The organism is Myroides indicus, from assembly GCF_004364575.1.
GTDB classification, from domain to species: Bacteria; Bacteroidota; Bacteroidia; order Flavobacteriales; family Flavobacteriaceae; genus Flavobacterium; species Flavobacterium indicum_A.
Genome location: NZ_SOAG01000007.1, coordinates 1 through 17,528, shown reverse-complemented (window position 1 = coordinate 17,528; position 17,528 = coordinate 1). Strand labels below are relative to the sequence as shown.

Below are 17,528 nucleotides of genomic sequence, written 5' to 3'. Positions count from 1 at the left end.
GAGAAAGATAATTAAATTATTTAATTAACCATCTTTTAAAAAGAATCATTTTTAGTTTGGGTCTTCTTTTCCAAAGGTTTAATGATAAATCGGTCATAAATTGTTAAAGAAACAATGGAAAACAATCCTATACCAACAATAACAAACCATATTTTATTGGGATTATAAGTATTCCAGAGCATATCTGCCATTTCCCAATGTGACATGCCTAGTTTTTGTTCTGCTAAAGCAAAGTATTCATTTTTAGAAAAAGGTAAGTGGACCTGGCTGATGTCAATACTTTTAGAAGTGGCAAAGTCTTTAAAAGATTGCGACACCAAGTGCCAGTCAACAGATTCAGCCTTTAAATTAAATTGTTTTTCAAAATTGGAAATAGACATATTAAGCGCCTTAGAACCTTGTTCTATAAACTGTTCATTGGTTACTACTTCCGGCATTTCTATATTTCTGCCAGCCATTTCTTTTTTGAGTAAAGACAGTTTATCTGACCAGGATTGATACAAACTTCCAGAAATAAAGCTTGTAACAAAATAGCTGGCAGCAACAGGTAAAAAATAAGTTCCCTGATACAACCCTTCTTTTCCCTTTGGAGTAATCAAGGCGATGAACGAGGACACTGTAGGGCTTGACATCATTTCGCCAATGGCAAAAATCATAGTTCCAATAACTGTGAATACAGGGTTATGCGTGTAAAAGGTAAGACCAACACCGATAGTTGCAATAACAGCACCTCTTATAACCGCATTAATATGGCGTATTTTAGTTACAAAATAAGAAATAGTTACTTGGCAGCAGATAATCATAAAGGAGTCGATATTGGTAAACCATTCTGGTTTTACCTGTCCGTCTTGTGTCATTAATCTTCCCAACAGAGGAATATTATTGTTGAGCCAGTTGCTTAATGAAGAGGAATTTACCCAATCTTCAATAAAGTTAGGCAGTGTATTGAATAATTGATTAAACATCGTCCAAAAACCAATCATCAGCAGTAGCAAAATTCCCAAGCGAATATCTTTCAGTGCCTCAAAAATTCCGAGAATAGATTCTTTGATTGCTTTTCCGATAGAATCTTTTGGTTTTTCAACTTTTGGTTCCTTGTAGAATAACAGTAAAACAACGAGGTTGATACCGATTACGATTGCTGCCTGAATAAAAATGATTTTCCAACCGTAGGTGCTTCTCAATCCTGATGACATAGCTGGTCCGATGAACCCTCCGATATTTACCATCATATAAAAAATTCCGAACCCGAGTGTGCCGGTAGTTTCATCCGTATTTCGCGCAACAATAGCCGATGCTACAGGTTTAAAGAATGCGGCTCCTATAGCCACCAACAGAAAAACCATGTATACACTCCAATATGTATTGACTTCTCCTAGAAGATAATATCCTGAAATCATGATTAGATAAGCAATAGTTAAAGATACCTTATAACCAATTCTATCCGCTATTACTCCAAAGATCAGAGGCAGAAAATACAGGATTCCGACAATGTTTCCCATGATATTTCCTTTTTGTACGTGGTCAAACCCCAATCCTCCGGTATCGGTTGATCCGACAAGGTATAGTCCTAACAAAGTATAAATTCCATACCATGCCCAGCGTTCCATCAATTCCATAAAACTGGCAATCCAGAAGTTTTTATTGAAAGAGCTAAGTGTTTTTCCGAATGATTTTTTATTTTCTGTCATTATCTGTGATGTAATTTTAAAAACAGCCCAAATTACATAAAAAGTTTATATGTTGAGAGGTTTTAGGTTGAAAGTTTTTTCCTCTCCCCAGCCCTCTGAGAAGGAGAAGGAGTTTGAGAAAGATTGCAGTTATTAGCCACGGATTACAAGATTTTTAGGATTAGGAAATCTGTTTAATCCTGTAATTCGTGGCTTTTTTAGCTTCAACTAATTTTCCATGAATGAATTCATGGGCTAAAATAATCAGCATTCTCTCATTCGTTACTTGACTAATTACCTCTGGTTAGAAAAATAGTCCGGACAAGCTGTTTTTTTAACATTTGAAGCCTGTTTTTACCCCAAAAATACCCCTAAATAGGTATTGATTCGTCTTTATTCGCTTATTAATTTTGTGAAAAATTTAACTCTTGTTGTTTCTTAAACAAAGCCAAACGGCAATTTACGCTTGAGTTTAACCTTATAATAATTAGCAAACGATTCAATTATAAAAAATTATTTTATTTACACTATTTTGTTGTGCTGTTTTACATGTATACGGCTTTTGGCATACAAAAACTGATGGTATTGAAGCAAATAAAATGCAAAGACAATCATTCATTAATATAAACGGGGAAAGCCGAAAACCGCAAAGAGTAGGCAAAATTAAATTTATAATATCATGAAAACACTTAAACATTTAAAAAACATTGGACTGGCTCTTTTTTTAGGAATAACAATCTCGGCATGTAGCAGCAGCGATGATAACAATGGAGGCGGTGGAAATTTTGATCATTTTAAGAATGTACCAAAAGGAGAAATTGTATCTGTTGAAAAACGTTTTGAAACGCTAACCGGACATGCGGAAAATGCCGTATCGACAAATTCTACATCAACGCTTGCTGCTGATACCCAAAAGTGGTGGAAATATGCAGAAGCTTATTTTGAATATGAATGTGATGGCGAGACTGAAAAAGATACTATAGAAGAAGACGGAATGTATTATGCCTTTTACCCAAACGGAAGAATATATTATAAAATGGGAGTAACGGGCACACCTATAGCACACCACGGCTGGGCTTGGGTGGATGATGCAAAGCTAAAAGTTCGCATTACACCAAGCGATGGAGAAAGTGTGATTTTTGAGTTTACCGAACTTAATTCAAAATCGATTGTTTATGCAAGCTATCAATCTGAACAGGGGTGTAATGTATTGACTTGGGAGCGTCTTGTAGAAATTGGTAATTAAAACCATATAAAATTAAGATAAAAGACCAAGCCTCCCCTCCGAAACTTCCAATTTCGGAGCATAGCAAATAACACTTACTCAAAGTGAGGAGACTTTACGTAGCAAAGGATTTTCTGCTACGGTCGGTGCAGTCAGTCTGTACATTTTATAGCCCACAGTTTCAATCGTGGGTTTAAAATATCAGCAATTAGTTATTGATTACAAATAGCTTTCGGTTTTAACCGTGAGTTAAAAAAACAAGCCACGGATTATAAGATTTTATCTATAATAATCCGTGGCTTATAATTATAAACGTTTTCAGACTCCTTTTCTCCTAATAGCTATCGGGATGCAGAGTGGCGCTGGGGTGAGGACAATTATTTTACTTCCTGCATTAGTTTTCTAATGATTGGAGAGATAAGAATAAGTACAACACCGGCAATTAAAGCATAAATAGCTAATTGATAGTACCCGTCAGTATATAAGTTTAGTTTTTCCAGATTGGTAGCATTTTCGTTAGGTGAAGCCATGTTAGCCCCTAATAAGCCGGCGGCATACTGTCCGTATGCTGAAGCTAAAAACCACAATCCCATCATCATTCCAACCAGTCTGTTAGGAGATAATTTAGTAATGATGGACAAACCGATAGGAGACAAACACAATTCTCCTAAAGTCATAATCAGATAAGCGGAAGTAAAAATATTTAGTGAGGTTATTCCGTCCGGACCTGCAAAGAACTTGGTTGAATACAGAATAAAAAACGAACCAGCCAGAAATAAAAATCCTAATCCGAATTTTATTACTGTATTGGGCTCTAATTTTTTCTTGCTTAACGCTACCCAAACTAATCCCAAAACAGGAGCAAACAAAATTACGAAAAATGCATTGGAAACATTGTTTACAATATTAGGATCAATGGTGAAGAATAAAAGCTTATCAGTAAGATTGCCTTTTGCAAATAGAGACAGCGATCCTCCGCTTTGTTCAAAAAATGCAAAGAAAATGATTGAAAATGCAATAAATAACAGGGCTGCAATCAGTTTCTTTTTAACTTTGCTTGATTCTTGTCGAGACAATTCAAAAAAGAAATAAATTAAAGCAGCAGGTCCTATGGCATACATGAAGTAGTCGGTGTAATCTGTGTTCTCAATCATAGCGTGAATTAGTGGAATACACAAAGCTGCCCCAATATATACAGCTATCTCGCGAGTACCTCTTTTTTTAGGCTCCAAATGCATAAGCGGAGAGTTTCCAATAGGAGCCAATGATTTTTTCGTTGCAAGGAAAATAACTATTCCAATAACCATAACTGCGGCAGCAGCAAAAAACGCAAGATTCCATCCGTGAAACTTACCTAAATAAACACACAAAGCACCTCCCAATAAGGCACCGATATTAATTCCAGAATAGAATAAACTGAAACCGGCATCTCGCCTTGAATCTCCTTCTTTGTATAGCTCACCTACCATGGAAGAAATATTGGGTTTGAAAAAACCAGTTCCGATGATAGATAAAGTAATTCCGTAATAAAAGAAATGCTCAGGATCTAAACCAATTAAAAAGTTTCCGGTAATCATTACGATTCCTCCAAATAATAACGACTTTTTAAACCCTAAAATTTTATCGGCAAAAACACCACCAATAAAGGTAAAAGCATAAACAAATGCTTGAATAGCGCCATATTTTAAATTTGCCTCTTTGTCTGATAATAAAAGCATATCTACCATAAAAATGGCCAATACACCCCGCATTCCGTAAAAACAGAAGCGCTCCCACATTTCTACTAAAAATAAATACCAAAGCTGTTTTGGATATTTTCCTTCAAAATTTTGAATTTCTTCTAATGTCAGTTCTTTACTCATAATTTACTTAATGAATTAATCAATATTACTTAGCTTGCTAAGTAATATTGAGAAGTTTATTTATGCGAAATCTATCGGATTCCGTGCATCAGTTTTTTCAATAACGGGTTAATCAGCATTACTAATATTCCGGCAGCGGCAGGTATAAGGGTAAACAAAAAGAAGAAATGACTTAAAGAGTGATTTTCTTTAATAATTTCAATTTGTCCTCCCATAATTGCAGCAAATTTTTGAGCAATTGCCAAAGCTAAATACCACATACCAAACATAAAGGCAAGCATTTTTGCCGGTACCAGTTTAGAGACGTAAGACAAACCAACCGGAGAAATAAATAATTCGCCTAATGTATGGAATAAATATGTTAATATTAGAAATATCATCGACATTTTAACTCCTTCTCCAAGTCCGAAGGACCCCAATCCTAAGATCAAAAAGCCTATGGCAACCAATATCAATCCAAAGCCATATTTAAAAGCAGCTGAAGGATTGTGTTTTGAATCCCATAGTTTTGACACAGTTGAAGCCAGAGCTATAATAAAGAAAGAGTTCAGGATTGAAAACCACGATACGGTAATTTCTGAAACTTCTTTGGTAAACTCATTGTACAACATCCAGATGGCACATGCCCAGATGGCACCAAAACAAACAAATAAAATAATATTGGAAAGGGCAATCTTTTTCCAGGTAGCTTTTGCCAGCATAATCAGTACAACGGTAATGATAATGAGAGGAATAATAGTCAAACAGGTATTTACAATATTAAAGGCTGTTAAGGCAGATCCTTCTAATCCTCTGTTTACATAATCTCTTGCTACTAATACCAAAGAGGTAGCACCTTGTTCAAAACTCATGAAAAAGAACATAAGGAAAAAGGCAAGCAAAATAACGGCAAACATCCGGTCTCTGATTATTTTACCGTAGCGCAAAATTCTGGATATAACTAAATATAAGAACGCGAGTAAAGCGATTAAAGCAATAATATTCTGACCTCGTAAAGCTGCTGTATCTAAAAACTGAAAAATGTCAATCACTCCATTTTTAGAAAGCGGATCGTTAAAAGCATACAGTAAACCAATAACCGATACTATTCCGATCAGAATATAATCTGCTAAAGTATAAGGGTTTTTTGATTCTTTTTCTTCTTCTTCCTGTTCTGGGGTCAGCTGTATTTCTGTTTTTGATTTATCCAGTTCTCCAATTTTGCCAAAAAGCGGTTTAGCTAACCAAAACTGAAGTGTACCTAATAACATGAATATTCCGGCAAGTCCAAAGCCATAATGCCAGCCGATGCGTTCTGCCAAATAGCCGCAAAGCATCATTCCGAAAAAAGCTCCAGAGTTTACTCCCATGTAAAAAATGGTATAAGCACCATCTTTCTTTTCAGGAAGATATTTATACATTTCTCCTAAAATAGAAGGCATATTAGGCTTAAAAAAACCAGTTCCGATAACCAGGCATGCCAATCCTATAAAAAACATGAATTTAGCGTCAAAAGCCATGGCAGCATGTCCGAAAGTCATTACTATAGCGCCAACTATTACAGCCCAACGCGAACCAATGTATTTGTCGGCTATAACTCCGCCCAAAATAGGAGTCAGATACAAAAGCATGGCGTAAGTACCGTATAGAGCTCCTGCTTGTTCAGCACTCCATCCCCAACCGGAAAACGGATCGCCAAATAAAACTTTTGCGGTTAAAAATTGAATTAGTAAAACGCGCATTCCATAAAAGGAAAACCGTTCCCACATTTCTGTGAAGAAAAGAACGAATAAGCCTGCGGGATGTCCCAGTATCTTAGAATTAAAAAGATCCGAGTGAGTGGTCTGTTCTGCTGTCATTTAATAATGTTTGAAATGATTGTTAGATGTTGTATTGTGTAAGTTTTTTAACAAATTAGAGAAGATTACAGATTGTTTAGAATAAAATCAGTCATTTTGGTATACAACTGAAGGCGAGTGTTTCCGCCATATATACCGTGATTTTTGTCCGGGTAAATCAACCAGTCAAAATTTTTGTTGTTTTGTACCAGCGCTTCTATCATCGCCATACTGTTTTGAACGTGTACATTGTCATCAGCTGTTCCGTGTATAAGCAAAAAACGACCTTTAAGCTGATCTGCAAAAAAGAAAGGCGAATTGCTGTCATACCCTGTGGGATTTTCCTGAGGAGTTTTCATATAGCGCTCGGTATAGATGCTGTCGTAATACCGCCAATTGATAACCGGAGCCACTGCAATAGCTGCTTTAAATACATCGTTTCCTTTTAAAATACAGTTGGTCGACATAAAACCGCCATAACTCCACCCCCAGATACCTATTCTGTCCGCATTTACATAAGGCATTTTTCCCAAGTATTTAGCAGCTTCAATTTGGTCTTCTACTTCGTATTTTCCCAATTCGTACTGTGTGATTTTTTTGAAATCAGCTCCCTTAAATCCGGTTCCTCTTCCGTCTACTGTAACTATAATATATCCCTTTTGAGTAAGCATTGCATGCCAGTAATCATTTGAATCCAGCCATTTATCAGCTACTTGTTGTGATCCCGGACCGCTGTATTGGTACATAAACACGGGATATTCCTTGTTAGTGTCAAAATCTGATGGCTTTAGGATCCAGGCATTTAAAAGAGTGCCGTCCGCGGCAGGAATCTCAATAAATTCTTTTTCGGGAAGTTGGTATTCTTTTAAAGTGTTTTCCAGCTTTTTGTTATTTAAAACTTCTTTGACTATTTTACCGGATTGAGCTTTGTTTAACGTGTAAACAGGAGCTGTCTTGACAGAGGAATAGGTATTGATATACAAGTCAAAATCCGGACTGAAAACAGCATTATTAGTTCCCAAGGCTGAGCTTAACTGTTTTTTGTTTTTTCCATTTAGATTTATTGCGTAGATATCTCTGTAAATAGAACCTCGTTCTACTGACTGGTAAAATAAGGTTTTTGTTTTAGAGTCAATGCCATAATAATTAGTTACTTCCCACGATCCGTTTGTAACTTGATTAATCAGTTTTCCGTTTTTGTCATAGTGATAAAGGTGATTGTAACCATCTCGTTCACTCGTCCAAATAAACTGATTGTCATCAAAAAAATTAACGTCGTGAATATCTACATATGCTTGGTCTGTTTCGTTTAGTATTAGTGTTTTAGCTTGTGTATTGCCGTCAATAAAATATAATTTTATATCATTCTGATGTCTGTTGATGACTTGTGCGCTGAGGTATTGGTTGTCATTAGTCCATTTGATTCTCGGAATATAAAAATCATTAAACTCCGATAAATCAACTTGATGGGAGCTGCTGTTTTGAATATCGTAAATGTAAAGAGATACTTCAGCGTTTTTTTCTCCTGCTTTTGGATATTTGAATTTATTTTGTGAAGGATAAAGATCAGTGCCGTAAACATCCATAGAATATTCAGGAACCTGAGATTCATCAAATTTTATATATGCAATTTTATCTCCGTTTTTACTCCATTCAAACATTCTTACAATTCCAAATTCCTCTTCATAAACCCAGTCTGAAATGCCGTTTACAATTTGATTTTTATTGCCGTCCTGCGTTATTTGTGTTGTTTTTTGGTTGGTAATGTCATAAATAAATAAATTGTTTTTGTATGCATATGCTACTTTGGTTCCATCATTGGAAAAGGACGGAGCCATTACAGAGTGATTGGCAACAGGGGTTAATTTTCCTGTTTTGATGTTGTAAATGTAATAATCAGCTGAAAAAGAACGGCGGTAAATAGGACGACTGTTTGTGCCTATTAGCAGTTGTTCTTCCTTTTTGTCAAAAGAATAATCATCTATTGACTCAATATCTTTAAATAAAGAATTGTCAAAGGCAGTTTTTGTTTTTTCTAAAGATTTAAAATCATAAATATTAATGACTTGTGCTCCACTAGGCAATTGTTCAATCCTGCTGAATTGGTTAGACTTGGGCATGGCATTTGCAGACTGCATTACCTGAGTTTTAAATGTTCCATCCCAAATTTCGTTAAGTTCAATCTTTTTCTGAGCAAAACCTGTTTGTGCTGCAAAAAGGCAAATAAGAAGGGTAAATTTTAGGTGTTTCATTATTGTATTAGTCGAAAAAACTTCCAATTTTAATGAAAAAATATGATTTGAGCTAATTTTTTTTCGATTCAGCTAAGAAAAGATTAAATTTATTGAGGCGTTTTTGATAACAAAAATCCTAATAATTTAAAAAAAAGATATGATTTAGCTTTTTTTTAGTTTTTTTAGGCTTATAAGAAAGGTTTATCTTTGTGGCATAAATAAAAGTACAAATGAAAGAGAATATCAATGGATTTTCAAAACTGGATAAACAAGAAAAAATCAATTGGATAGCACAAAACTTTTTTTCGGATGCCGATGAAGCAGTCAAAATGATAAAGCGATATTGGAATGCGGATGAAGCATTACAAAAGCTACATGATGAATTTATAGAAAATACGATTACCAATTTTTATCTGCCTTTTGGTATTGCTCCTAATTTTTTGATTAACAAAGAGTGGTATACAGTACCCATGGTTATTGAAGAAAGTTCAGTAGTTGCTGCTGCGGCTAAATCAGCTAAATTCTGGTCTGTCAGAGGCGGGTTTAAAACAACAGTTATAGGAACGGAGAAAATAGGGCAGGTTCACTTTTTGTTTAAAGGAGAAAAGCCAAAGCTGATCCAGTTTATAAATCAGATAAAGCCATTGTTTTTTGATGAGACCGCTGTTGTTACACAAAATATGCGCAAACGGGGAGGCGGGATACAAGAAGTAGAGCTGAGAGACAAAACGGATGTCTTGCCGGATTATTACCAATTGCACGTTACTTTTGATACCAAAGACAGCATGGGGGCTAATTTTATCAACTCGTGTTTAGAACAAATAGCAGAGATTCTCAAAAAACAAGCTGTTCAAAATCCGTCTTTTTCAGATGAAGAGAATCAAATAGACGTTGTGATGAGTATTCTGTCTAATTATGTGCCAAACTGTTTAGTAAGAGCAGAGGTAAGTTGTCGGGTAGAAGAATTAAAATCTAAAGATATAGAAGACCCGCAGTTGTTTGCAGAAAAATTTGTACAGGCAGTTAAAATAGCGGAAATAGAGCCTTTTAGAGCTGTAACGCATAACAAGGGAATTATGAACGGAGTAGATGCAGTGGTGGTAGCTACCGGAAATGATTTTAGAGCTGTTGAAGCGGGAATTCACGCTTTCGCAGCTAAATCCGGGGTGTATAGCAGTTTGTCGCATGCCATAATAGAAGACGGAATATTCAAATTTTGGGTAGACCTGCCTCTAGCATTGGGAACAGTAGGCGGATTAACGTCATTGCATCCCATGGTGAAAATGGCCTTGCAAATCCTAAAAAAACCATCGGCAGAACAGCTGATGCAGATTATAGCTGCTGCCGGATTGGCACAGAATTTTGCTGCAGTGAAATCGCTTACTACAACCGGAATTCAAAAAGGACATATGAAAATGCACTTGATGAATATTCTTAATCAATTTAAAGCTACAGATGAAGAAAAGGTCGCTGTAGCCGCTCATTTTGAAAAAGAAATAGTTTCACACAATGCTGTTGTCGAATTATTGGAAAGTTTAAGAAAGTAAAAGCTATGGCAGAGTTTTACAGTAATGGAAAACTATTTATTCTAGGTGAATATTATGTTCTGGAAGGAGCAAAAGTATTTGCTTTGCCTACTAAATTTGGACAATATCTCAACGTATATCCTGTAAAAACTTCTGTTTTATCTTGGAAAAGCTACGATGCGGATGGTTCAATCTGGTACAAGGATGAAATTGAGCTAAAAGATATTATCAGCAACAACAGCAAGTCAGCTGATAAAGTGCGAACTACCTTGATTACTATTCTGCATGAAGCACATTTAATGAATCCCGATATTTTATCTAAACGCGGATTTGCTGTAGAATGTCGGCTTACTTTTATGAGAAACTGGGGATTAGGTTCTTCCTCCACATTAATTAATAATATTGCGCAATGGTTTGAAATTGATGCTTTTGAATTATTACAAAAATCATTTGGCGGAAGCGGATATGATATTGCATGTGCTCAAAATGATTTTCCTATAACTTATCAGCTTCAGAATAAAAAGCCGGTTGTGGAACAAGTTGTATTTAGTCCGGAATTTAAAGAGAAAATTTATTTCGTTTATTTGAATCAAAAACGAGACAGTAAAGAGGCTATTGCTAACTTTAGGAAAAAACAAAAAGACTTAACCCGGGAAGTTGCAGAAGTATCTGAAATGACGAATGAGTTATTAGATATTCAGAACTTAGAAACTTTCATGGTTTTTTTTAAGCAATATGAGGAAAAGCTGAGTAAGGTACTGGAAACTCCAACAGTTCAAAAACAACTTTTTTCTGATTTTGATGGATTGGTAAAAAGTCTCGGCGGTTGGGGAGGAGACTTTGTAATGGTAGCGAGTCACCAAAATCCTGCTGCCTATTTTAAAGAAAGAGGTTACACTACCTTATTTACGTTTGAAGAGATGATATTGTAATAAATAAGGTTATTTAAAACTAAAAAATTCTAACCGCTTATTATCTTACAGGACGCAGCGTATTGCTAAAAGTAACCTTAAAAGGGTTTTCTTTATTAGTGCTGGTTTTCATGATATAGATAAATTTAAACATTTTTGCGTAATCGCTTTCAATGGTAATTTCGCTGTCAGTGTAGTTGTCTCGAATTATAAAATCTTGTCCGTTTTCTACCCGTACTGATTTTGCAATGCCTGTTTGAAGATCACTCATCGTCATGCCTTTAAAGAAATTTTTATCAGCATTTTTAATAATTATGTCCTCGCCCTTGTAACCTTGTGTAAGAATTACAACAGAGTATTCGTCTCCGGTAGCTTTCATGCCTTGGAGATAATTTTCTTTAGTTTTGTCAGAAACGGATCTGAAATCATCTCTTACCTGTGCATAGTCAGGTAAATCAATAACATCTTTTTCTTCCGGCAGCCGATCTTCTTCTTTAATCTTTTCGATTTTTTCTTCTATGGTAAGTTTTTTTTCGGGAGCGAAGATATGTGAAGCCGATTTACACATAGAAAATAAAACGATTAATGCTAAAAAGGGTATTTTTTTCATTTTCTTAAATTAACGATGATAGGGATGCGGTCGTAAGTAAGTATCTTTGTGCGGTAAAGTTAATTTTTTACGAGCGAATAAAAAAGTGTACAAGCTTTAAAAGTTTAAAAAAGTCATGTAATATGAATTGGGATGTAGTTATTATTGGCGGTGGAGCAGCCGGTTTTTTTACAGCAGTTAACATAGCAGAACACCAGAAAAAGCTGAAGATTGCGATTTTAGAAAGAGGGTCTGAGGTACTGTCTAAAGTAAAAATATCCGGAGGAGGCAGGTGCAATGTTACACATGCTTGTTTTGATCCCAAGGAGCTTACGCTTTTTTATCCCAGAGGAGAAAAAGAGCTGTTAGGACCTTTTCATCGGTTCTGTTCAGGCGATACTATTTCTTGGTTTGAGGAGCATGGGGTTAACTTGAAAATAGAAGAAGACAATCGCATATTCCCAGATACAGATTCTTCACAAACTATTATTGACTGTTTAACCGGTACTGCTAAAAAGTATAATGTAGAAGTACTAAAAGGAGTTGCTGTACAGAGCATATTTAAAAAAGAAAATAGCTGGAAAGTAGAAACAAAAAAAGGAAGCTTTCAATGTCAATATCTTGTCTTTGCTTCGGGCAGCAGCCCCAAGACGTGGGAAATGCTCAGTCATTTAGGACATAAGGTAGTAGAGCCCGTTCCGTCTTTGTTTACTTTTAATATAAAAGATAAACGGCTTGAAGAGTTAATGGGCGTTTCTACCCCGGCTTTGGTTGAAGTAAAAGGAGAAAAGTTAACAGCAGAGGGATCTTTATTAATTACCCACTGGGGAATGAGCGGTCCGGGAATATTGAAGCTATCTGCATGGGGAGCCAGAATATTAGCACAAAAAAACTATCAGTTTGCTATTCAGGTCAATTGGCTACCAAATACTACAAAAGAAGCGGTAAAAGAACAATTGCTAACGATTAAAAAAGAGCACGGTAAAAAAGCAGTCAGCAAAAGAACAGAAATTACGCTGCCCAGTCGTTTGTGGGATAAAATTGTTGAAGCTGCAAATATAGAAAGAAACACAAAGTGGGCAGATTTATCAGCTAAACAATTCAATCAACTGGTATCACAACTTACAGAAGCTGAGTTTAAGGTAAATGGTAAAAGTACTTTTAAAGAAGAATTTGTGACAGCAGGCGGTATAGAATTAAAGGAAATAGATTTTAAAACGATGCAGAGCAAACTATTTCAGCATTTGTATTTTGCAGGCGAAGTTTTAAACATTGATGCCATAACCGGAGGATTTAATTTTCAAAATGCCTGGACAACCGGATTTATTGCTGCCCAGGCTATTGTCGAAAATGCTCAAAATAATAAAGATGAAATTTAATTATTATAACCGCACCAACCGAATATTGCTGTGTATATTTTGTTTATTGCCATTTTTATCTACGAGTGTCTTGTTTCTTGTGATAGGTAGTCCTATAACCCTTTTTTTAGGCGTTGTTCTGCTATTTTTGTTTTTGGTGTTTTTGTATAAATGTACCTTTATTAGTATTGCTATGGATGAAGAAGGAGTTACATACAAAAGTTTGTTTTATAGCAAACATATTAGCTGGAATCAGGTAAAAGATATATTGATAGTAGTACGCCAACGTCGTTCGGCGCCGGATTACTATAATTACCGGGATTGGATACAAGCAGGCTATGAGGGTAAAAACTATTTTTTGCTGTTCAGAACAACGGATGAGTTTCCTCCAAATCCGATGTTTATGTTTAGTGCACTAATCGGAGAAAATTATATAAGCATACAGTACAGAAAACAGATTGGTATTTTGTTAAATAAATTCATGTTCTCCGCTACTTAAAAGGCATATTTTATTTTGATTCCCAGGGCATATGTTTTTATTTGTGATTTGTATTTTCTATTGGTTTGTGCCAGGCTCATGGGTTTTAAGGCATTTCCGGGTTCGGGGTTATAGATTAGCAGATCGCTTTGAGATTTATCAACTGCTTTGGATTGGTCGTTTAATCCCAGATCCAGATAGAGTCCTATATACAGCTTTTGTTTAGAGGTCAGTTCCTGTTTAATTCCGGCTTCTGCGATCCACGCCCATCTGTTATGAAGCTTTATTTCTTTGGCAGCACTGAAACGGTCAAACTTTCCAAAGCCTGCAAATTCAGGCTCCGTCAGTTCCAGCTGCCATTGCGGAAAATACCCCGAGGTTTGCAAAGCGCTGTAATGCATTTCCACTTCATTTTTAAGCTGCATGGAATACTTAATTCCCGTTTTTGCGTAAAAGGCTGTTTTTCCTGCACCACTGTATTCTATCATCACCGGCAGGTTGATTTGTTGCATGCTCCAGGTTTCCCTATAGTTTTGTGTATGATACTGAAAAGTGAACGATTCCCCGTCCAAATCAATATACTCTTCTCTGTTTTCCAGTGCTTTTTTGCCGTATTGAATTTGGGCATACTCGTAACCGATCCCCAAACTGATTCCCCAGTTGGGCGCCAGGTTATACTGGTAATCTGCCTCCAGAGAAAACCCTGCCTGTCCTTTTTTTTCCATCTCCAGAGGCAGCTTTCCGACTGTGCTGTATATCCCGGCTCCGATTGCAATCCCAAATTGATGCTTTTGATTTAACTGGCTGTGCTGTCCCTGCGCTATCGAAGACCAGAACAATCCCGTTATAACGATCAGGTTTTGCAAGATTAATGTATATGTTTTTTTTGCTGTCATTTTAAAAGCGTATTTTTTCATAAACTATTTTGTCTAAACTTAAAAAGAGAGAACCTTGAATATACCAACCCAATTTATATTCGTTATAGCCTTAAGGCGTTCTCTCTTTTGTGTTATTTTTCTTTGTTGCTATTGGCTATGGTTTGACTACAAAGTGAACCGACTTGTACTCTCCGTCAATCTTTAACACCAGAATGTAAGTTCCCGCCTGTATCGTTGGAGGAAGCGCTATTGCAGACAACGCCTGTGTTAATTTGCCCCTTTGAATCAGCTGTCCGGTTTGAGAATAAATGGAATAATCACTCTGTTCAAACCCCTTTTCAGGATCGTCTACCCTCACGTTTAAAGATTGTTTTTTTGCCACGGGGTTTGGATATACCGATAGCGCATAATCATGTCTGAGCCGGATTCCCATTGTACAGGTTGTTAACACTTGCCCGTCTTGCGTGTAGAGTACGGCGTGGTATTCTGCCTCAGGATCCAATAGATCATCCATAGCAGCTCCTTCTGAAAAAACTTTGTGGTCAGCTACTTTCATCCCGTTTTTATACCACTGATATCTGACAAATTTATACCCGCCGTTTGTTGCCGGATTGTTGTTTACAAATACCAGATTGTCGTATTTTTGCATCAGTACTCCTTCCCACGGTAAACGTTTTTCGATGATAATTTTATAGGTCTGACTGTGTTTGCCGTTCGGAGAAGTAACAATCATTTCCACTTCATAAGTACCGTATTCCGGTGTTGGCACAACAATAACTTCCGAAGGAGATACCGTAGCACCTGCTTGCGTTTCCACTTGTATTTCAACAAACGGACTGTCGGTGTCGTCACAGCCTTTGATAACCCGTGTTTCCTGTGAAGGATTTTCGTATTTTTCTCCGTCTATGTACAGCTCCCAGATTCTGCTGTCTCTGCTTTCTACCACCAAGGTACGCGTTACGGACTGTGCTGCTTTATAATTGTTGTTTCCATCCTGATGGGCCGTTATTTCTACCGTTCCCGGTTCCATCAGTACTACGTGTCCGTCAGAACTGACCATTGCCGGATGATTTTCAATGTAAGTAAAGGAGTAGTAAACTGCCAATCCGGAAGAAGCTGTTGCACTGAGTTGAACAGCAGGCGTATCCTCTAAAGTCAGAGGAGATTCCAGTTCAAAAACAATGGTTTGTTCTGCCGGAACAATTTTTAGTTTGGCCGTCAAAACCAATATTTCGTAATTGCTGCCATAATCAACGGTTGCGGCTACAGTGTATTCTCCTGCTTCGGTTTGTCCGTTGCCGGTATAGGAGACCTGCGCCCCTGGCTGAATATTTCCGGTTATATACAGCGATTTAGGAGTTCCATCGTACACAAAAGCGGCGTTTTCGAGTTTGATTCCCGTTATTACTGCCTTTTTGATTTCAAAGTCAGCACCGGTAAAACTTGTCAGCTGGTAGTTTGCATTTGGTTGCAGCGTTCCCTGCTTAATGGCATACACACCGGTGTTTTCACCTGGAACCCGATGCAGACTTCCCGTAAAGGCGTTTGCCTGCGCATCACCGTTAACCAGACCGTTTGCGGTGTAAGTCAATACCGGATCAGCTGCTCCGTAAGCTTTACTCTGCCCAGAGTTAACGTGCACTTCAATAGGAGCAGGGGTAATGGCAAAGTATTCTTCTATTATTACAAAAGTATAATTTTGTGCTGTTAAACTCCCTGCATTATACAGGTATGTGCCCACATTTTCACCGGATTGACGTCCAAGTGCCCCATTGATAACTGCTGCCGTATCCCCAAGCACGAAACCTGAAATATCGTATGGATATACCGGGTTGGTGCTGCCATAGGTTTTGCCTTGTCCGCTATGTGGAGTTATGGTCAATGTGGCTTTGGTAATTTCAAAATCCGCACTTGTAAAGTCAATCTCATAATTCGCTCCTGCACTTAAATCGCCTGGGGTAATCGGGTAGGTACCGACGTTTTCTCCGGCGGCTCTGCTCAACGCTCCGCTTAGGATACTGTTGTCATCTAAACGTTGGTAACCCGAAACGGTATATATCAGCACTGGATCGGTTTCGCCGTACACTTTGCTTTGATTTGCATCGGCAGTAACGATCAATGTGGCTTTGGTAATTTCAAAGTCTGCGCCTATAAAGTCAATAACGTAATTTGCTCCTGCGCTTAAATCACCCTGAGTGATTGGATAAGTACCGACGTCTTCGCCTGCTGTTCTGTCCAAAGCTCCGGTTAAGATGCTCTCATCATCCGAACCTTTAAAGCCTGTAACGGTATAGGTAACTATTGGGTCGGCATCGCCGTATACTTTGCTTTGTCCGCTATCGGCAATTACGATCAATGTGGCTTTGGTAATTTCAAAGTCTGCCCCTGTAAAGTTAATCTCGTAGTTGTCTCCTGCGCTTAAATTACCCTGAGTGATCGGATAAGTACCGACATCGTCTCCGGCGGTTCTGCTCAATGCACCGATTAAAAGAGTCTGGTCATCCGAGCCTTGGAAACCGCTAACGGTATAAGTCAATACGGGATCAGCTTCGCCATATATTTTGCCTTGGTTGTCATCGGCAATAACGGTCAGCGTAGCTTTGGTAATTTCAAAGTCTGCTCCTGTAAAGTCAATCACGTAATTCGCCCCTGCGCTTAAATCACCCTGAGTGATCGGATAGGTACCGACGTCTTCTCCTACAGTTCTGCTTAGAGAACCCGTCAGGACAGTTTCGTCATCTGCGCCTTGGAAACCACTAACGGTATAGGTCAGCATGGGATCAGCTTCGCCGTACACTTTGCTTTGTCCGCTGTCAGCAATAACGGTAAGCGTGGCTTTGGTAATTTCAAAGTCTGCTCTTGTAAAGTCAATCTCGTAGTTGTATCCTGCGCTTAAATCGCCTTGAGTGATCGGATAAGTACCGACGTTTTCTCCGGCGGTTCTGCTCAACGCTCCGCTTAGGATGCTGTTGTCATCTAA

At 37.5% G+C, this 17,528-nt stretch carries 12 protein-coding genes; 5 read left to right on the top strand and 7 right to left on the bottom strand.

The annotated features are described in order from the left end of the window. Positions 1 to 35: 35 nt before the first annotated feature. The gene (locus tag C8P70_RS04040) at positions 36 to 1,691 is read right to left on the bottom strand and encodes an MFS transporter (RefSeq protein WP_133712061.1); all 1,656 of its coding nucleotides are present in this window, start codon (positions 1,689 to 1,691) and stop codon (positions 36 to 38) included. Positions 1,692 to 2,349: 658 nt separating this feature from the next. On the opposite strand from C8P70_RS04040, the gene C8P70_RS04035 reads away from it, so the two are divergent. Then, on the top strand, positions 2,350 to 2,916 hold the full coding sequence (locus C8P70_RS04035; RefSeq protein ID WP_133712060.1) for a hypothetical protein: 567 nt from the start codon (positions 2,350 to 2,352) through the stop codon (positions 2,914 to 2,916). Positions 2,917 to 3,272: 356 nt separating this feature from the next. Here the strand turns inward: C8P70_RS04035 and C8P70_RS04030 are convergent, their stop codons facing one another. The 3 genes from C8P70_RS04030 to C8P70_RS04020 form a co-directional block, all read right to left on the bottom strand. Then, the gene (locus C8P70_RS04030; RefSeq protein WP_133712059.1) at positions 3,273 to 4,757 is read right to left on the bottom strand and encodes a peptide MFS transporter; all 1,485 of its coding nucleotides are present in this window, start codon (positions 4,755 to 4,757) and stop codon (positions 3,273 to 3,275) included. A 71-nt stretch (positions 4,758 to 4,828) separates the two neighbouring features. After that, complete coding sequence (locus C8P70_RS04025) at positions 4,829 to 6,595, bottom strand: peptide MFS transporter (protein ID WP_133712058.1); 1,767 nt, start codon at positions 6,593 to 6,595, stop codon at positions 4,829 to 4,831. Between the two features lie 65 nt (positions 6,596 to 6,660). Continuing rightward, positions 6,661 to 8,826 carry a S9 family peptidase gene (locus tag C8P70_RS04020; protein WP_133712057.1) on the bottom strand — a complete coding sequence of 722 codons (2,166 nt, stop codon included), beginning with the start codon at positions 8,824 to 8,826 and terminating at the stop codon, positions 6,661 to 6,663. A gap of 212 nt (positions 8,827 to 9,038) precedes the next feature. On the opposite strand from C8P70_RS04020, the gene C8P70_RS04015 reads away from it, so the two are divergent. Both C8P70_RS04015 and C8P70_RS04010 read left to right on the top strand, forming a co-directional pair. Continuing rightward, positions 9,039 to 10,355: a hydroxymethylglutaryl-CoA reductase, degradative gene (locus C8P70_RS04015; RefSeq protein ID WP_133712056.1), complete on the top strand. Its 1,317-nt coding sequence runs from the start codon at positions 9,039 to 9,041 to the stop codon at positions 10,353 to 10,355. Between the two features lie 5 nt (positions 10,356 to 10,360). Next, on the top strand, positions 10,361 to 11,266 hold the full coding sequence (locus tag C8P70_RS04010; protein WP_133712055.1) for a GYDIA family GHMP kinase: 906 nt from the start codon (positions 10,361 to 10,363) through the stop codon (positions 11,264 to 11,266). A gap of 40 nt (positions 11,267 to 11,306) precedes the next feature. Here C8P70_RS04010 and C8P70_RS04005 read toward each other — a convergent pair whose 3' ends face one another. Beyond that, the gene (locus C8P70_RS04005) at positions 11,307 to 11,855 is read right to left on the bottom strand and encodes a hypothetical protein (RefSeq protein WP_133712054.1); all 549 of its coding nucleotides are present in this window, start codon (positions 11,853 to 11,855) and stop codon (positions 11,307 to 11,309) included. Between the two features lie 122 nt (positions 11,856 to 11,977). Between C8P70_RS04005 and C8P70_RS04000 the strand changes: the two genes are divergently transcribed. Together C8P70_RS04000 and C8P70_RS03995 are read left to right on the top strand one after the other, a co-directional pair. Beyond that, a complete protein-coding gene (locus tag C8P70_RS04000) occupies positions 11,978 to 13,213 on the top strand; it encodes a BaiN/RdsA family NAD(P)/FAD-dependent oxidoreductase (RefSeq protein WP_133712053.1) in 1,236 nt (411 codons plus the stop codon). After that, positions 13,203 to 13,691, top strand: coding sequence for a PH domain-containing protein (locus C8P70_RS03995; protein ID WP_133712052.1), 489 nt, complete (start codon positions 13,203 to 13,205; stop codon positions 13,689 to 13,691). The genes C8P70_RS04000 and C8P70_RS03995 overlap by 11 nt, the downstream gene beginning before the upstream one ends. Here C8P70_RS03995 and C8P70_RS03990 read toward each other — a convergent pair. Together C8P70_RS03990 and C8P70_RS03985 are read right to left on the bottom strand one after the other, a co-directional pair. Beyond that, on the bottom strand, positions 13,688 to 14,566 hold the full coding sequence (locus C8P70_RS03990) for an outer membrane beta-barrel protein (protein ID WP_208293378.1): 879 nt from the start codon (positions 14,564 to 14,566) through the stop codon (positions 13,688 to 13,690). The genes C8P70_RS03995 and C8P70_RS03990 overlap by 4 nt on opposite strands. Positions 14,567 to 14,702: 136 nt before the next feature. Beyond that, a partial coding sequence (locus C8P70_RS03985; RefSeq protein ID WP_133712050.1) for an MBG domain-containing protein occupies positions 14,703 to 17,528 on the bottom strand: 2,826 nt, incomplete at its 5' end.